The organism is Streptomyces sp. WG5, assembly GCF_049974565.1.
Classification (GTDB): domain Bacteria; phylum Actinomycetota; class Actinomycetes; order Streptomycetales; family Streptomycetaceae; genus Streptomyces.
In genome coordinates, this window is sequence record NZ_JBNGGC010000026.1 from 12,107 (window position 1) to 27,896 (window position 15,790).

General features: G+C 74.6%; 2 protein-coding genes (1 of these 2 only partly in view). Both read right to left on the reverse strand.

From position 1 onward, the window contains the following. The gene (locus ACP4IX_RS25200; protein ID WP_426556696.1) at positions 1-14,844 is read right to left on the reverse strand and encodes an amino acid adenylation domain-containing protein; all 14,844 of its coding nucleotides are present in this window, start codon (positions 14,842-14,844) and stop codon (positions 1-3) included. Further along, a protein-coding gene (locus ACP4IX_RS25205) for an amino acid adenylation domain-containing protein (protein ID WP_426556698.1) crosses the window boundary here: on the reverse strand, positions 14,844-15,790 show its 3' end. It continues 14,524 nt past the right edge of the window; only the last 947 of its 15,471 coding nucleotides appear in the window; its start codon lies beyond the right edge, outside the window — the gene reads right to left on this strand; it ends in the stop codon at positions 14,844-14,846. Before ACP4IX_RS25205 ends, ACP4IX_RS25200 begins: the two co-directional genes overlap by 1 nt.

A 15,790-nucleotide genomic window follows, 5' to 3' on the forward strand; every position in this document is an offset into this window, starting at 1 on the left:
TCAGCGCCCGCCGAGCCGGTCGTTCAGGGCACGGCCGATCTCGGCGACGGGTCCGGCCTGGAGCAGCTGCCGGTGCTCGCAGTCGACCTCGCGGACCTCCACCGCACCGGTGACGAAGCGGCTGAGGCGGGCCACCGAGCGTGCGGTCTTGTCCTCCGGGTGGTCCTCGTCCCGAGTGGCCACGAACAGCAGGACGTCGCCGTCGAAGACGCCGGGTTCGAAGCCGATCGTCAGGTGCCAGTTGTTGTTGTTCACCGCGCCGATCCGCATGATGTGCTCCTCGTCGAACGTGGCGAGGGCACTGCCCTCCTCGCGGAGCACCGCCATCACCTCCTCGTGCCGCAGCGGACCGTCCCCGAACATCCCCGGGTCGCGGCCGACGAAGTCCAGCAGGGCCAGCAGGACCTTCTGCTCGTCGGCCTCGGTGTACTCGCCGTCGAGGTCCTCGGCGCTCATCGGCACCTGGTCGAGGTTGGCGAGCAGGGCCACCTCCTGTCCCTGCTGCTGGAGCCGGACGGCGACCTCGTGGGCGAGGATCGCGCCCATCGACCAGCCGAGGAGGTGGTAGGGGCCGGACGGCTGGACCTCGCGGATGCGCGCCACGTAGTCGTCCGCCATCTCCGGCACCGAGCGCGGCAGCGGCTCGTCCCGGGCGAGTCCGCGGGCCTGGATGCCGTACACGGGGTGCGCGCCGTCCACGTACCTCAGCAGACCGGAGTACATCCAGCTGACCCCGCCCACCGGGTGCAGGCAGAACAGCGGGGCCGCCTCTCCTCCGTCGCGCAGGGTGAGGACCACCTCGAAGGAGTCGTCCGGACGGCTGCCGGCCCCCATCAGCTCCAGCAGGGACGCCACCGTCGGGGCCTGGAAGAGGGCCCGGTTGGACAGGTCCGCACCGAGGACGGACCGGATCCGGCTGGTGAGCTGGAGCGAGATGATGCTGTCGCCGCCGAGTTCGAAGAAGTTGTCGTCGATGCCCACCCGGTCCAGCTTCAGCAGCTCCGCCCACAGCCGGCACACCAGCTCCTCGCGCGGGTTGCGCGGCCCGCGGCTGCCGCCGGACGGACCGAAGTCCGGGGCGGGCAGCGCCGTGCGGTCGACCTTGCCGTTGGTGTTCAGCGGCAGTTCGGGCAGGGCCACGAACGCGGCCGGAACCATGTAGTCCGGCAGGCGCCACGCCATCTGCTCGCGCAGGCCCGCGGTGTCCGCGCCGGGCACCGGCACGACGTACGCCACCAGCTGCTTGCTGCCGGGCCGGTCCTCGCGGACCGTCACCAGGCTGCGGGACACCTGCGGCTGGTCCTGCAGGACGGCCTCGATCTCGCCGAGCTCGATGCGCAGACCCCGGATCTTCACCTGGTGGTCGGCGCGCCCGACGAACTCGATCCGTCCCTCGGCGTCCCAGCGCACCACGTCGCCGGTGCGGTACATCCGCCCGCCGGCCGGCCCGGAGGGGTCGGCGACGAAGCGCTCCGCGGTCAGCCCCGGGCGGCCCACGTAACCGCGCGCCGTGCCCGCCCCGGACAGGTACAGCTCACCCGCGACGCCGACCGGGACGGGCCGCAGCCGGTCGTCCAGGACATGGGCCCGCATGTTGTCCATCGGCCGCCCGACGGGGATGCCGCGGCCGGTGCGGTACGGGGCGCGCAGCGGCAGACAGGTGGCGTACACGGTGGTCTCCGTCGGGCCGTAGACGTGCACCACCGTGGTGTCGGGGCAGGCGTCCAGGACCCGCTGGAAGGCGGCCGGGGAGACCTGCTCGCCGCCGGTCCAGATCTCGCTGAGCGGGGCGAAGCAGGCCGGGTCCTCCTCGGCGAGCAGGTTGAACAGCGCCGTGGTCATGAAGGCCGCGGTCAGCCGCTCCTCCCCGGCGAGCCGGCGCAGCCCCGCCGCGTCCAGCTGCCCGGGCGGCGCCACGACGAGCTGCCCGCCCCGCAGGAGGGTGGCCCAGATCTCGTACGTCGAGGCGTCGAAGGCGTGCGGCGAGTGCATCAGGACCCGCTCGTGGCCGCTGCGCCAGCGGGTGTCGGCGGCCAGCGCGACCACGTTGGCGTGGGTGATCCCGATGCCTTTCGGCCGACCGGTCGAACCGGAGGTGTACATGATGTAGGCCAGCTGGTCGGGGTGGACCGGCCCGCCCGGCAGCGGACCGGCCGGACCGTCGTCGTGGCCGTCGGCTTCCAGGTCGGCCCGCAGCACCTGCGCGGTGTGCTCGAACTCCACGCCGGACATGGCCTCGTCGGTGAGCAGGACGGCGCAGCCGGTCTCCGCGACGATGTGCTCCAGGCGCGGCACCGGGTAGCGCACGTCCAGCGGGACGTAGGCGGCTCCCGCCTTGAGGACGGCGAGCGTGGCGACCAGCAGGTGGACCGAGCGTTCCTGGAGGATCGCCACCCGGGCGCCGGGGGTGACCCCGGCGGCGGCGAGCCGTCGGGCCAGCCGTCCGGCCCGCGCGTCCAGTTCGGCGTAGTCGAGGGTGATCCCGCCTCCGGTGACGGCCGGTGCGGCAGGCCGTTCGGCCGCCCGCGCCTCGAACAGCGACACGATCGTCCCGCCCGGCAGTTCCCGGTCGGTGTCGTTGGCCTGTGCCAGCAGGGCCCGCTCGTGCGGCGCCAGCAGGTCGAGGTCGGCGATGCCGGCGGCGGGGTCGGCGACGACCGCGGCGAGCAGCCGGGTCAGGCGGTCCGCGAACGCCTCGGCGGTGGCGCGGTCGAACAGCGCGCTGTTGTACTCCAGTTCGCCGCCGATGCCGCTGGTGCCGCCGTCGCGGGGCACTTCCCCGAACGCGAAGGAGAGGTCGAACTTGGCGATGTCCGCCGAGGTCGGCTGCGGTGCCAGGGTGAGGCCGGGCAGGTCCAGCCGGGCCTCCTCGTTGTTCTCCAGGCTGATCGCCACCTGGAACAGCGGGTTGCGGCCGAGCACCCGCGGCGGATTGAGCTCCTCGACCAGCCGTTCGAAGGGCACGTCCTGGTTGCTGAACGCGGCCAGGTCGGCCGCGCGCACCCGGTCCACCAGTTCCCGGAAGCCGGGGGCACCGCTCAGGTCGGTGCGCAGCACCAGGGTGTTGACGAAGAAGCCGACCAGATCGTCGAGGGCCTCGTCGCCGCGGCCCGCCACGACGGTGCCGACCGGGATGTCGGTGCCGGCGCCGAGCCGGTGGAGCAGGGCCGCGACGGCGGCGTGCAGCACCATGAACAGGCTCGCGCCGCTCTCCGACGCCAGCCGGTGCACGCCCTCGGCCACCTCGTCGGGCAGTACCAGCGGCACACGGCCGCCGTGGCCGGCCGCGTCCGCCGGGCGGGGCCGGGCCGCCGGGAGCTCCAGTTCCTCGGGGAGTCCGGCCAGCGCGGTGCGCCAGTGCCGCAGCTGCCGGCCGAACGGGCTGTCCGGGTCGCCCTCGTCGCCGAGGACCCGGCGCTGCCACAGCGCGTAGTCGGCGTACTGCACGGGAAGCGGTACGAACTCGGGGGCGCGTCCCGCCCGTCGGGCGGCGTACGCGGTGCCGAGGTCGCGGGCGAGCGGTGCCAGGGAGGAGCCGTCGGCCGCGATGTGCTGCAGCACGAGGTCGAGCACGTGCTCGCGCGGGGCGAGGCGCAGCAACCGGGCCCGCAGCGGCAGGCCGGCGGCCAGGTCGAAGGCGTACGCGGCCGACTCGGCCAGCACATCGCCCAGTTCCCCCTCGGTGACCGCGCGGGTCTCCAGGGCGGGGACGGCCTCGCCGGCGTCGAGCACCCGCTGGTGGGGCGTGCCGCCCTCGGCGGGGAAGACGGTGCGCAGCGTCTCGTGGCGCTCCACCACGTCGCTCAGGGCCGCCTGGAGGGCAGGCGTGTCCAGGTCGCCGAGCAGCCGGACGGCCAGCTGGATGTTGTAGGAGCCGGCCGTCTCCTCCACCGAGTCGATGAACCACAGCCGGCGCTGCTGGTGGGAGAGCGGCACACGGGCCGGTCGTTCGGCCGGGGCGAGGCGCAGCCGGGCGGTCTCGGCCTCACCGAGCCGGGTGGCGAGCGCGGCGACGGTCGGCGCCTCGAACACGGCCCGTACCGGCGCCTCGGCGCCCAGCGCGCCGCGGATCCGGTTGACCAGCCGGGTGGCCAGCAGGGAGTGTCCGCCCAGGTCGAAGAAGCTGTCGTCGATGCCGACCTCGGGCACCCCGAGGACGTCGGCGAACAGGGCGCACAGCGTCTCCTCCCGTTCGTCGCGCGGAGCGCGGCGCTCCGCCCAGCCGCCGAGCTCCGGGGCGGGCAGGGCCCTGCGGTCCAGCTTGCCGTTGGCGGTCAGCGGCAGCGCGTCCAGGAGCCGCAGCGACGACGGCACCATGTAGTCCGGGAGTTCCGCGGCGAGGTACTCCTTCAGTTCCCCCGGCTCCACGGGGGCCGCCGCGACGACGTACCCGGCCAGGCGCTTGTCACCGGGCCGGTCCTCGCGGACGACGACGGCGGCCTGGGCCACGGCCGGGTGGCGGCCGAGGCGGTCCTCGATCTCGCCGAGTTCGATGCGGAAGCCGCGCAGCTTGACCTGCTCGTCGACGCGGCCCGCGAACTCCACGACGCCCTCACCGGTCCAGCGGGCCAGGTCTCCGGTGCGGTACAGCCGGGAGCCGGCCGGACCGAACGGGTCGGCCACGAACCGCTCCGCGGTCGTACCCGGCCGGCCGGTGTAGCCGCGGGCGAGCCCCGCACCGCCTATGTACAACTCGCCGACGACTCCGACGGGGACCGGGCGCAGCGCGCCGTCCAGGACGTACGCGCGCATGTTGTCCAGCGGCCGTCCGATGGGTATCCGGGCGGGCACCGGGGCGTCGGCGGCCAGCGTGTGGGACAGCGCGAACGTGGTGGACTCGGTGGGGCCGTAGCCGTCCACGACGACGGTGTCCGGGCAGGCCTCGCGCACCCTGCGCACGGCGGCGGCCGGTACGGCGTCGCCGCCGGTCCACACCTCGCGCACGCCCGCCAGGCTGTGCGGTGCCTCCTCGGCGACCAGGCGGAACAGTCCGGCGGTGAGCCACAGGGCGGTGACGTCGTGGGCGGTGAGGAGTCGTCCGAGGCCGGCCACGTCGAGGTCCGCGGGCGGGGCGACGACGACCGTGCCGCCGTTCAGCAGCGGCACCCACAGTTCGTAGGTGGACGCGTCGAACGCCGTCGGCGAGTGCAGCAGCACCCGCTGGTGCGCGCCGCCCTGCCAGCGCCGGTCCACGGCCAGTTCGACGATGTCCCGATGGGTGATCGCCACGCCCTTGGGCACGCCGGTCGAGCCGGAGGTGTACATCACGTACGCCAGCTGCTCCGGCAGGACGGTGCGCCCCGGGGCGGTGCCCGGCGCGTCCTCGTGCGCGCCGGCCACGGTGACGCCGAGGCGGGCCGCCCGGTCCGCGAAGGCGGCGTCGGTGACCACGACGGGGGCGCCGGTGGCGGTGACGACCTGCTGCTGCCGGGCGAGCGGATCGCGTGCGCGCAGCGGCACGTACGCGCCGCCCGCCTTGAGGACGGCGAGCAGGGCCACGGGCAGGTCGGCGGAGCGCTCCATCAGCACGGCGACCGGGGTCTCGGGGCCGACACCGAGGCCGGCCAGCCGGCCGGCGAGCCGGTCGGAGCGTTCGTCCAGCTCCCGGTGGCTGAGCGTCACGTCGCCGAAGACGACGGCCGGGGCGTCGGGAGTGCGCTTCGCCCGGGCCCGCAGCAGTGCGGGCACGGCCTGCCCGGGCACGTCGGCCGCGGTGTCGTTCCACTCCACGAGCAGGGTGTGGCGCTCGGCCTCGGTCAGGGTCGCCAGGGAGTCGACGCTCCGGCCGGGGTCGTCGGCGAACGCCTCCAGCAGGCCGCGCAGCCGCTCGCCGAGGGCGCGGGCGGTGCCGTCGTCGAACAGGTCGGGCCGGTAGTCGATCCGCAGGGTGAGGGCCGTGCCGTTGTCCGAGGTGCCGAGCGCGAGCGGATAGTGGGTGCCGTCCTGGATGCGGGCGTCGACTATGCCGAGGTCCTCGGCGGTCTCCTCCAGGTTCTCCTTGTCGACGGGGTAGTTGCTGAACTCGGTGGAGGTGTCGAACAGTGCCTGGGTGCCGGTGATGCGCTGGATGTCGGTCAGGCCGAGGTACTTGTGCGGCAGCAGTCCGTACTGCTGCTCCTGCAGCCGGGTGACCACGTCGAGCAGCGAGTCGCCGCGCTCGATGCGCACCCGCACCGGCAGGGTGTTGATGAACAGGCCCACCATGGTCTCGACGCCGGGCAGTTCGGCGGGGCGGCCGTTGACGGTCTCGCCGAACAGGACGTCGTCGCGGCCGGTGAGCCCGGCCAGCAGCAGGCCCCAGGCGGCCTGGACGACGGTGTTCTTGGTGACGCCGTGGCGGCGGGCCGCGGTGGTGAGGCCGGCGGTCGCCCGCTGCGACAGGGTCAGTTCCCGGATGCGGGGGCGCAGCGGTTCGCGGGCCGGGTCGGCGGGCGCGACCAGGGTGGGCTCGTCCACGCCGGCCAGGGCGCTGCGCCAGGCCTCCTCGGCGGCGGCCCGGTCCTGTCCGGCGAGCCAGGCGAGGTACTCCTTGTACGGGGTCACGGGCGGCAGCGCCGCGACGTTGCCGCCGTTGCGGTAGAGCTCGAAGAGGTCACCGGTCAGGACGGGGCCCGACCAGCCGTCGAACAGGATGTGGTGGCTGGCCAGCAGCAGCCGGTGGGTCTCGGGGCCGGTGCGGACCAGGGTGAAGCGCAGCAGCGGCGGGGTGCGCGGGTCGAACCGCTCGGCGGGCGCCTCGGCGGTGATCCGTTCGAGTTCCCTCTCGCGCGTGCCGGGGTCGTGGGCACTGAGGTCCACCTCCCGCCAGGGCACCTCGACGTCGCGCGGGATGACCTGCAGGGACTGACCGGCGGCGCCGGGGCGGAAGGCCGCGCGCAGGTTGTCGTGCCGGCGCAGCAACGCGCCGGCGGCGTCCCGCAGGCGGGCGGGGTCCAGGGGGCCGCGCAGGTCGAAGGCGAACAGCGTGGTGTAGATGTCGGCGCCGCGCTCGTCGTAGAGCCCGTGGAAGAGCAGACCCTCCTGGAGCGGGGAGAGCGGCAGGACGTCGGTCAGGCCGTCGGTGGCCGCTTCCAGGCGGTCGATCTCGTCCTGGTCGACGGTGACCAGGCTCAGGTCGGAGGGGCTCAGGCCGCCCGTGCCGGTGGCCGATTCGGCGTGGTCGACCAGCGCGCGCAGCGCCCTGAACCAGCTCTCGGCGAGGTCGCGCACGTCGTCGTCGGAGAACAGCTCCCCGGCCCAGATCCAGGTGGCGGTCAGGCGGGGGCCGTCGGAGTGGGTGACGGCGGTGGCGGTGAGGTCGAGGGCGTGCGGCAGGGCCATGGCGGCCTCGGCGACGCCGGACAGGTCGCGGTCGACCTCGGCCTCGGTGCTGTCGGGTTCCCCGGCGGTGCCGAGGCGGCCGAGGTAGTTGAACCCGATCTGGGGCTGCGGGTAGCGGGCGAGGACCTGGGTGGTCTGCGGGTTGAGGTGGCGCAGCAGGCCGTAGCCCATGCCGTTGTCGGGCAGGGCGCGCAGCTGTTCCTTGATCCGCTTCAGGGCCGTGCCCGCCGCCGGTCCGCCCGACCACAGCTCCTCGCCGGGGAGCGGGCCCGCGTCGAGGCGCAGCGGGTGCAGGCTGGTGAACCAGCCGACGGTGCGGGACAGGTCCACTCCGTCGGTGATCTCCTCGCGGCCGTGGCCCTCCAGGTCGATCAGGACGTCGGTGCCGGTGCCCCGGCCGGTGCGCTGCCGCCAGTCGGCGACGGCGACGGCGAGCGCCGTCAGCAGTACGTCGTTGATGCCGGCGTGGAAGCGTGCCGGGACGGGCCCGAGGAGCGGCCGGGTGTACTCGGCGGGCAGGCGGAGGGTCAGCCGCGCGGCGGTGCCGAAGGTGTCCCGCGCCGGGTCCAGCGGGCGGGGTGTCAGCATCGGGTCGGGGCCGTCCAGGACGTTCCGCCACAGAGTCAGTTCGCTCATCCGCTCCGGCTGCGCGGCCAGTTCCGTCAGGCGCCGGGCCCAGCTGCGCAAGGAGGTCCCGACGGGCTCGAGGGTGACGCCGCGGCCGGCCGCCACCGCCTCCAGGGCGGCCTCCAGGTCGGGCAGCAGGATGCGCCAGGACACGCCGTCGACGGCCAGGTGGTGGACCACGAGGGTGAGGGTGCCGGGGGCGTCGGTGCCCGCGTCGAACCAGACGCAGCGCACCATCGCGCCGGCCTCGGGGTCGAGCCGCGCCTGGGCCGCGGTGGTCTCCGCGACGGCGCGGGCGTCGAGTTCGTCCTCGTCGAGGCCGGCGGCGAGCAGGGCCGCGGCGTCGACCCGGTGGACGCAGTCCTCGGCGCGTACGGTGCCGGGCGGGGCGATCTCGAGGGACCACCCGAAGTCGGCGCCGAGCCGGGACAGGGTCATGCGCAACGCGTCGTGGTGGTCGAGCACGGCCTGCAGGGCGGCGGTGAGGGTGGCGGCGTCCGTGCCCTGCGGGACGGGCATGGACATGGTCTGGTTGAAGCGGTCGATGGAGCCGCCGCGTTCCCGGATCCAGTGGATGATCGGGGTGAGCGGCACGTCACCGACCCCGTCGGAGGGCTCGGCGGGTTCCGCCGCGGGTTCCTCCTCACGGCCCAGCAGCAGTTCCGCGAGGGCCTGCGGGGTGCGGTGGACGAACACGTCGCGCGGGCTGAAGGCGAGCCCGGCGCTGCGGGCGCGGCTGACCAGCTGGATCGAGCTGATGCTGTCGCCGCCGGCGGCGAAGAAGCTCTCCGCCACGTCGATCCGTTCGACCCCGAGGACCTCCGCGAACAGCCTGCACAGCGTCGCCTCGGTGTCGTTGAGCGGTTCGCGGGTGAGTGCGGCGGGAGCGGCGGCCTCCGGTTCGGGCAGGGCCTTGCGGTCGAGCTTGCCGTTGACGGTCAGCGGCAGCGCGTCGAGCGGGATGCACAGGGCGGGCACCATGTGCGCCGGGAGCGCGGCGGCGACATGCTCGGTCAGCGCCTGCGGGTCGGGCGTCCGGCCGTCCGCGCCGACGACGTAGGCGATCAGGCGCTTGACCGCGGGCTGCGTCTCGTGGACGACGACCACGGCTCGGTCCACGTCGGGGTGGCGGGCCAGGACCGTCTGGATCTCACCGAGTTCGATGCGTACGCCGCGGATCTTGACCTGCTGGTCGTCGCGGCCGACGAAGTCGAGCGTACCGTCGGCACGGCGGCGCACCATGTCCCCGGTCCGGTACATGCGCGCGCCGGACGGGCCGAACGGGTCGGCGACGAACCGCTCGGCGGTGAGCGCGGCCCGGCGCAGATAGCCGCGGGCCAGCGCGCCTCCGGACAGGTACAGCTCACCGGCGGTGCCCGGCGGTACCAGCCGCAGCGAGGCGTCCAGCACGTAGGCGCGGCTGCCGGGCACCGGCCGGCCGATGGGCGGTGTGCCGTGGCCGGGGGCGAGCGGCTCGGACAGGGTGGTGGCCACGGTCGCCTCGGTGGGTCCGTAGGCCACGACGAAGCGCCGGCCGGGGCTCCACCGGTCCACGAGGTCGGTGGGCACGGTGTCGCCGCCGACGGCGAGGCTGCGCAGTCCGGGCAGGGCCTGCGGCGAGAGGGTGGCGAGGACGGCCGGCTGGATCTGCAGGTGGGTCACCCCGCGGTCGGCCAGGATGCCGGCCAGCGGATCGCCGGCCAGCGGGCCCGGCTCGGGCACCACGAGGGCGGCACCGGCGAGCAGGGTCATGCACAACTCCATCACCGAGGCGTCGAAGCTCGCCGAGGCGTACTGCAGGACCCGGCTGTCCGGGGTGACGTCGAACCGCTCGTGCTCGGCGGCGGCGAAGTCGGCGAGCCCGCGGTGGGTGACGACCACGCCCTTGGGCACGCCGGTGGAGCCGGACGTGTAGATGACGTACGCCGGGTGGTCCACGCGCAGTGGCGCCACGCGGTCGGCGTCGGTGACGGCGGTGCCGGGCAGGCCGTCCAGCCGTGCGGCGACGTCCGCGTCGTCGAGGACGGTGATGTGCGGGACGGCCCCTTCGGGCACGGCGGCACGGTGGGCCGCGGTGGTCAGGACCGCGCCGGGCCCGGCGTCGCGGAACATGAACGCGATGCGGTCGGCCGGGTATTCGGGGTCCACGGGCAGGTAGGCGGCGCCGGACTTGAGCACGGCGAGCTGGGCGACCACGGATTCCACGGACCGGCCGAGGACCAGCGCCACGGTCTGCTCCGGGCCGGCGCCCTGCGCCACGAGCAGCCGCGCCAGGCGGTTGGCGCGTTCGTCCAGTTCCGCGTATCCGAGCCGGAGGCCGGGGGCGTCCACGGCGAGGGCGTCGGGGTGGGCGGCGACCCGGGCGGCGAACAGCTCGGGGAACGTGGCGGGGTGCGCCGGGGCGTCCCCCGACGTTCCCGGTGCGGTCATGACGGCGCGTTCGGCCGCGGAGACCAGCTCCAGGCCGGCGAGCGGGCGGGCGGGGTCGGCGACGAAGGCCCGGAGCAGCCGCAGCACGCGGTCCGCGACGGCCTCCACGTCGGCGTGGGCGAACAGGTCGGGCCGGTACTGCCACGTCATGCTCATCCGGGTGCCGCGCAGGGCGACGCCCAGCGCCAGCGGGTAGTGCATGGCGTCGTGCACCTGGGCGTCGACCACGCCGAGTTCCTGCGCGGAGGTCTCCAGGGCCTCGAAGTCGACGGGGTAGTTCTCGAAGACGAGCACGGTGTCGAAGAGTTCGCCGAGGCCGGCGAGCCGCTGCACCTCGGCGAGCCCCAGGTGCTGGTGGGCGAGCAGGCCCGCCTGCTGGGTCTGGACCCGCCGCAGCAGGGTGAGCAGCGTGTCGTCGCGGCGTGCGGCGACCCGCACCGGCAACGTGTTGATGAACAGGCCGATCATCTTCTCCACGCCGGGCAGCTCCGGCGGGCGGCCGGAGACGGTGGCGCCGAACACGACGTCCTCGCGGCCGGTGAGCGCGCCGAGCACCATGCTCCACGCGCCCTGCACCAGGGTGTTGACCGTCAGCCCGTGCTCGCGGGCGCGGGCCACGAGGTCCGCCGCGAAGGACTCGGGCAGCTCCGTCTGCAGCCGCTCGGGGGCGACGGGGTCGCGGTCCTGGGCCTCGGCCGCGAGCAGGGTCGGCTCGTCGAGGCCGGCCAGGGCGGAGCGCCAGGCCTCCTCGGAGGCCTCGCGGTCCTGGGCGGCGAGCCAGGCGAGATAGTCCTTGTACGGCACCGGCCGGGGCAGCCCGGCGGGGTCCCCGCCGCGTCCGTACAGCTCGAACAGCTCACTCACCAGCAGCGGCAGGGACCAGCCGTCCAGCGCGATGTGATGGACGGTCAGGACGAACGTGTGCCGCTGTTCGCCGAGCCGGACCAGGGTGCAGCGCAGCAGGGGCGGGCTGCCGAGGTCGAAGCGGCGTCCGCGGTCGGCGGAGAGCACCCGCGCCAGCTCCTCGTCCTGGGCGGCGCCGGACAGGTGGCTCAGGTCGGCCTCCGCCCACGGCAGTTCCGCCTCGGCCGGGACGACCTGGAGGGGTTCTCCACAGGCACCGCTGACGAAGCAGGCCCGGAGGTTGTCGTGGCGGCGCAGCAGGATCTCGGCCGAGTGCCGCAGCACGGCGGTGTCCACCGGTCCGTCCAGGGCGAGCGCCGACTGGATGGTGTAGACGTCGGAGACCGTGTCGTCGTAGAGGCCGTGGAAGTGCAGTCCGCGCTGGAGCGGCGACAGCGGCAGGACGTCGGCGAGGCCGCCGGGTGCGGCGGACAGCCGGTCGATCTCGTCCTGGGTGACGGTGACCAGGGGCAGGTCGGACGGGGTGAGGCCGCCCGCTCCGGGCTGGGCGGCGTGTGCGCCGAGGGCCTCGAGCGCCGCGAACCACAGCCGGGCGATCTCCCGGACCTCGTCCTCGGTCAGCAGCTCGCCGGACCAGGTCCAGGAGGCGGTCAGCCGGGGGCCCTCGGGGTGGTCGACGGTGGCGGCGTTGAGCTCGAGGGTGTAGCCGAGCGGCATTCCGTCGTCGCCGGCGCCGGTGAGGTCGCGCACGCGCACGGTGTCCGCGGCGGCCTGTTCGGCGGGGTCGGCGGTGCCCATGCGGCCGAGGTAGTTGAAGCCGATCTGCGGCTCGGGCCGGCCGGCCAGCTCGGCGGCGGTGTCGGAATTGAGGTGGCGCAGCAGACCGTAGCCGATGCCCTTGTCGGGGACGGCCCGCAGCTGCTCCTTGACCGTCTTGAACGCCGCGCCGAGGGCGGGGCCGCCACGGAACAGTTCCTCGGTGTCGTGTGCGCCGGGGTCGACGGCGACCGGGTAGAGGCTGGTGAACCAGCCGACCGTGCGGGACAGGTCGGCGCCCGGCACGATCTCCTCACGGCCGTGTCCCTCCAGACCGACGAGGACGGCGCTGCCGTCACCGCGGCCCCGCTCCCGCCGCCAGCGGGCGACCGCCAGCGCCAGCGCGGTGAGCATGGCCGCCTCGGGACCCGCGTGGAACAGCGCGGGCACCGGGCCGAGCAGCGCCTCGGTGGCAGCGGCGGGCAGGGCCGCCGTGAGCCGGCGGGCCACGCCCAGGGTGTCGCGGGCGGGATCGGTGCGCCGGTCGGCGAGCAGCGGGTCGTCGGTGTCCAGCACGGCGCGCCACAGGTCGAGCTCGGCGGTACGACGCTCGCTCAGCGCCTCCTGCCGCAGCTCCCGCGCCCAGCGCCGGAAGGAGGTGCCCACCGTTTCGAGGCGGACGGGGGTGCCGGCGCGTGCGGCGTCGAGTGCCGCTCGGAGGTCCGGCAGCAGGATGCGCCAGGACACGCCGTCCACGGCGAGATGGTGCACGACGAGGGCGAGCCGGCCCTCCGTGGCCGGACCGGCGTCGAACCAGACGGCCTGCACCATACGGGCCTCGGCCGGCGCCAGCCGCGCCGTGGCGGCCCGGACCTGCGCCGCCTCGTCGTCCTCGTCGGCGGGGACGTGCCGGTGGACGCAGATCTCGGCGCGGACCGCGCCCCGCTCGGCGACCTCCAGGCTCCAGTGGCCGTCCGGGGTCCGGCCGAGCCTGAGGCGCAGCGCGTCGTGGTGGTCGAGCAGGGCCTGCACGGCGGCCCGTACGTGCGCCTCGTCGAGGCCCGCCGGCACGGGCACGGTCATGGTCTGGTTGAACGCGTCGACCGGACCGCCCAGGCTCTCCTGCCAGTGCATGATCGGGGTGAGCGGCACCGGGCCGATGCCGTCGTCCGGGCCGTGCTCCGGCGCGGCCTGGGCCGCGCCGGCCGTCGGGGCCAGCGCGGCGAGCCGGGCGACCGTGCGGTGCTCGAAGATCTCCCGCAGGCTGAGGGCGATGCCCTCCTTGCGGGCGCGGTGGGCCAACTGGATGGAGCTGATGGAGTCTCCGCCGCGCTCGAAGAAGCTGTCGTGCACGGAGACCGACTCGACGCCCAGCACCTCGGCGAACAGCCGGCACAGCAGCGCTTCGCGTTCCCCGTCGGCGCCGCCCGCCGGTGCCGCCTGCGCGGCCGGCTCGGGGGCGGCGGACCCGGTCCGTCCCGCGTGCAGCAGCCGTGCGCGGTCGGCGGCGGTGAACGTGCCGACGGTGCCCACCGGCCGGTGGGGGTCGGTGGCGAAGGCGGTCAGTACGGCGAGCAGCCGGTCCAGGATCTCGCGTCCGGCGTCCTCGCTGAACAGGTCGGGGCGGTGGTCGAGGCGCACGGTCATACGGTCGCCGCGGACGGTGCCCTCCAGGTTGAGGGCGTAGTGCGTGGCGTCCCGGGTCGTGGCGGCGACGGCACCGATGCCCTCGGCGGAGTCCTGCAGCGAGTCGGTGTCGACAGGGTAGTTGGCGAAGATGGTGATGGCGTCGAACAGCGGGCCGGCGCCGAGCAGCTGCTGGATCTCGGGGAGCCCCAGGTGCTTGTGGGCGAGCAGGTCCGCCTGACCGTCCTGCAGCGCACGCACCTGCTCGCCGAGGGTGAGGGCGGGGTCCAGGCGCAGCCGCACGGGCAGCGTGTTGATGAACAGGCCGATCATCTTCTCCACGCCGGGCAGCTCCGGCGGGCGACCGGAGACGGTCTCGCCGAACACGACGTCGTCGCGGCCGGTCAGCCCGCCCAGGACCAGGCCCCAGGCGGTCTGGAACACGCTGTTGAGGGTGAGTCCGAGCGAGCGGGCCCGCTCCGTCAGGCGCGTGGTCAGGTCGGGGCCGACGTCCTTGATCAGGGTCACCGGCAGGGCGGCGCCCGCTCCGGCCCCGGCCACGAGCGTGGGCTCGGCCCCGTCGAGCGCCTGCTTCCAGGCGAGTTCGGCGGCGCCCCGGTCCTGCCGGGCGAGCCAGCCCAGGTAGTCCTTGTACGGCACGACCGGCGGCAGGGCGGAGGTGTCCCCGCCGGCCGTGTACAGCGCCATCAGCTCGCCGAGTACCAGCGGCATGGACCAGCCGTCCAGCAGGATGTGGTGGGCCGTGAGGACGAACCGGTACTCCTGCTGCGCCAGCTTGACCAGGGAGAACCGCAGCGGGGGGCGGGTGAGGTCGAAGCGGCGGGTGCGGTCGGCGTCCAGCAGGCGCCGCAGTGCCTCCTCCCGCTCCTGGCCGGGCAGTCCGCTCAGGTCGGTCTCGGACCAGTCGGGGTCCGCGTCGCGCAGGACGACCTGTACCGGCTCGCCGCTCTTGCGGTTGCGGAACGAGGCGCGCAGGTTGTCGTGCCGGCCGAGGACGGCCGTCACGGCGGCCCGCAGGGCGGTGGTGTCCAGGTCGCGTCGCAGGTCGAGCGCCATCTGGATGACGTAGACGTCATCACCCCGCGTCCCGTCCCGGTCCCCGTCCTCGTAGAGGGCGTGGAAGAGCATGCCCTTCTGGAGCGGGGACAGCGGCCAGATGTCGACGAATCCAGGCTTCGTCACCGTGCTGTTTCCTTCCATCAGCTCAGATCACTCTCGAATTCATCGATCTCGTCCTGCGACAGTTGCAGCAGGTCCACGTCGGACGGGGTGAGGCCGCCGGCCTCGGGGCGCTCGGCGCACTGCGCGAGCGCCGTCAGTTCCAGGAACCACAGGTCCGCCAGCTCGCCGATCTCCTGTTCGGTGAACAGGGCGCCGGGCCAGGACCAGATGGCGACGAGGTGCACCCCGTCGGGGCGGTCCTGGGCGACCGCGCTCAGTCCCAGGGCGTGGGTGAGGGGCCGCTGCTCGTGCCCGCCGCTGCCGAGGGTCTCGGTGGCCTCCGGCGGCGCGGCCCAGTCCTCGGCGCGTTCGGCGGCCGTGCCGGCCGCTTCGAACCGGCCGAGGTAGTTGAAGCCGATCTGCGGCTCGGGCCGGCCGGCCAGTCGAGGGGCGGTGTCGGGGTTGAGGTGGCGCAGCAGGCCGTAGCCGATGCCCTTGTCGGGGATGGCCCGCAGCTGCTCCTTGACCGTCTTGAGGGCGGCGCCGGGCTCGGTGCCGGGCGTGCCGGGGTCGACGGCGACCGGGTAGAGGCTGGTGAACCAGCCGACCGTGCGGGACAGGTCGGCGCCCGGCACGATCTCCTCACGGCCGTGTCCCTCCAGACCGACGAGGACGGCGCTGCCGTCACCGCGGCCCCGCTCCCGCCGCCAGCGGGCGACCGCCAGCGCCAGGCCGGTGAGCAGCACTTCGTCGACCGCGGCGCGGAAGGCCGCGGGCACCGCACCGAGCAGGGGGGCGGCGGCCTCGGGAGGCAGGCTGACGGTCAGTCGCCGGGCGGTGCGGGCGACGTCCGCCGCGGCGTCGAGGGGCCGCCGCCCGAGCTGCGGGTCGGGGGTGTCCAGGATGCCGCCCCACAGGTCGAGTTCGGCGGTGCGGCGCTCGCTCAGGGCTTCCTTCTCGAGCTCGCCGGACCAGCGGCGGAACG

Coding starts and splice junctions, on each gene's coding strand:
- ACP4IX_RS25200 (WP_426556696.1), bottom strand. CDS start 14,844: ATGGAAGGAAACAGCACGGTGACGAAGCCTGGATTCGTCGACATCTGG.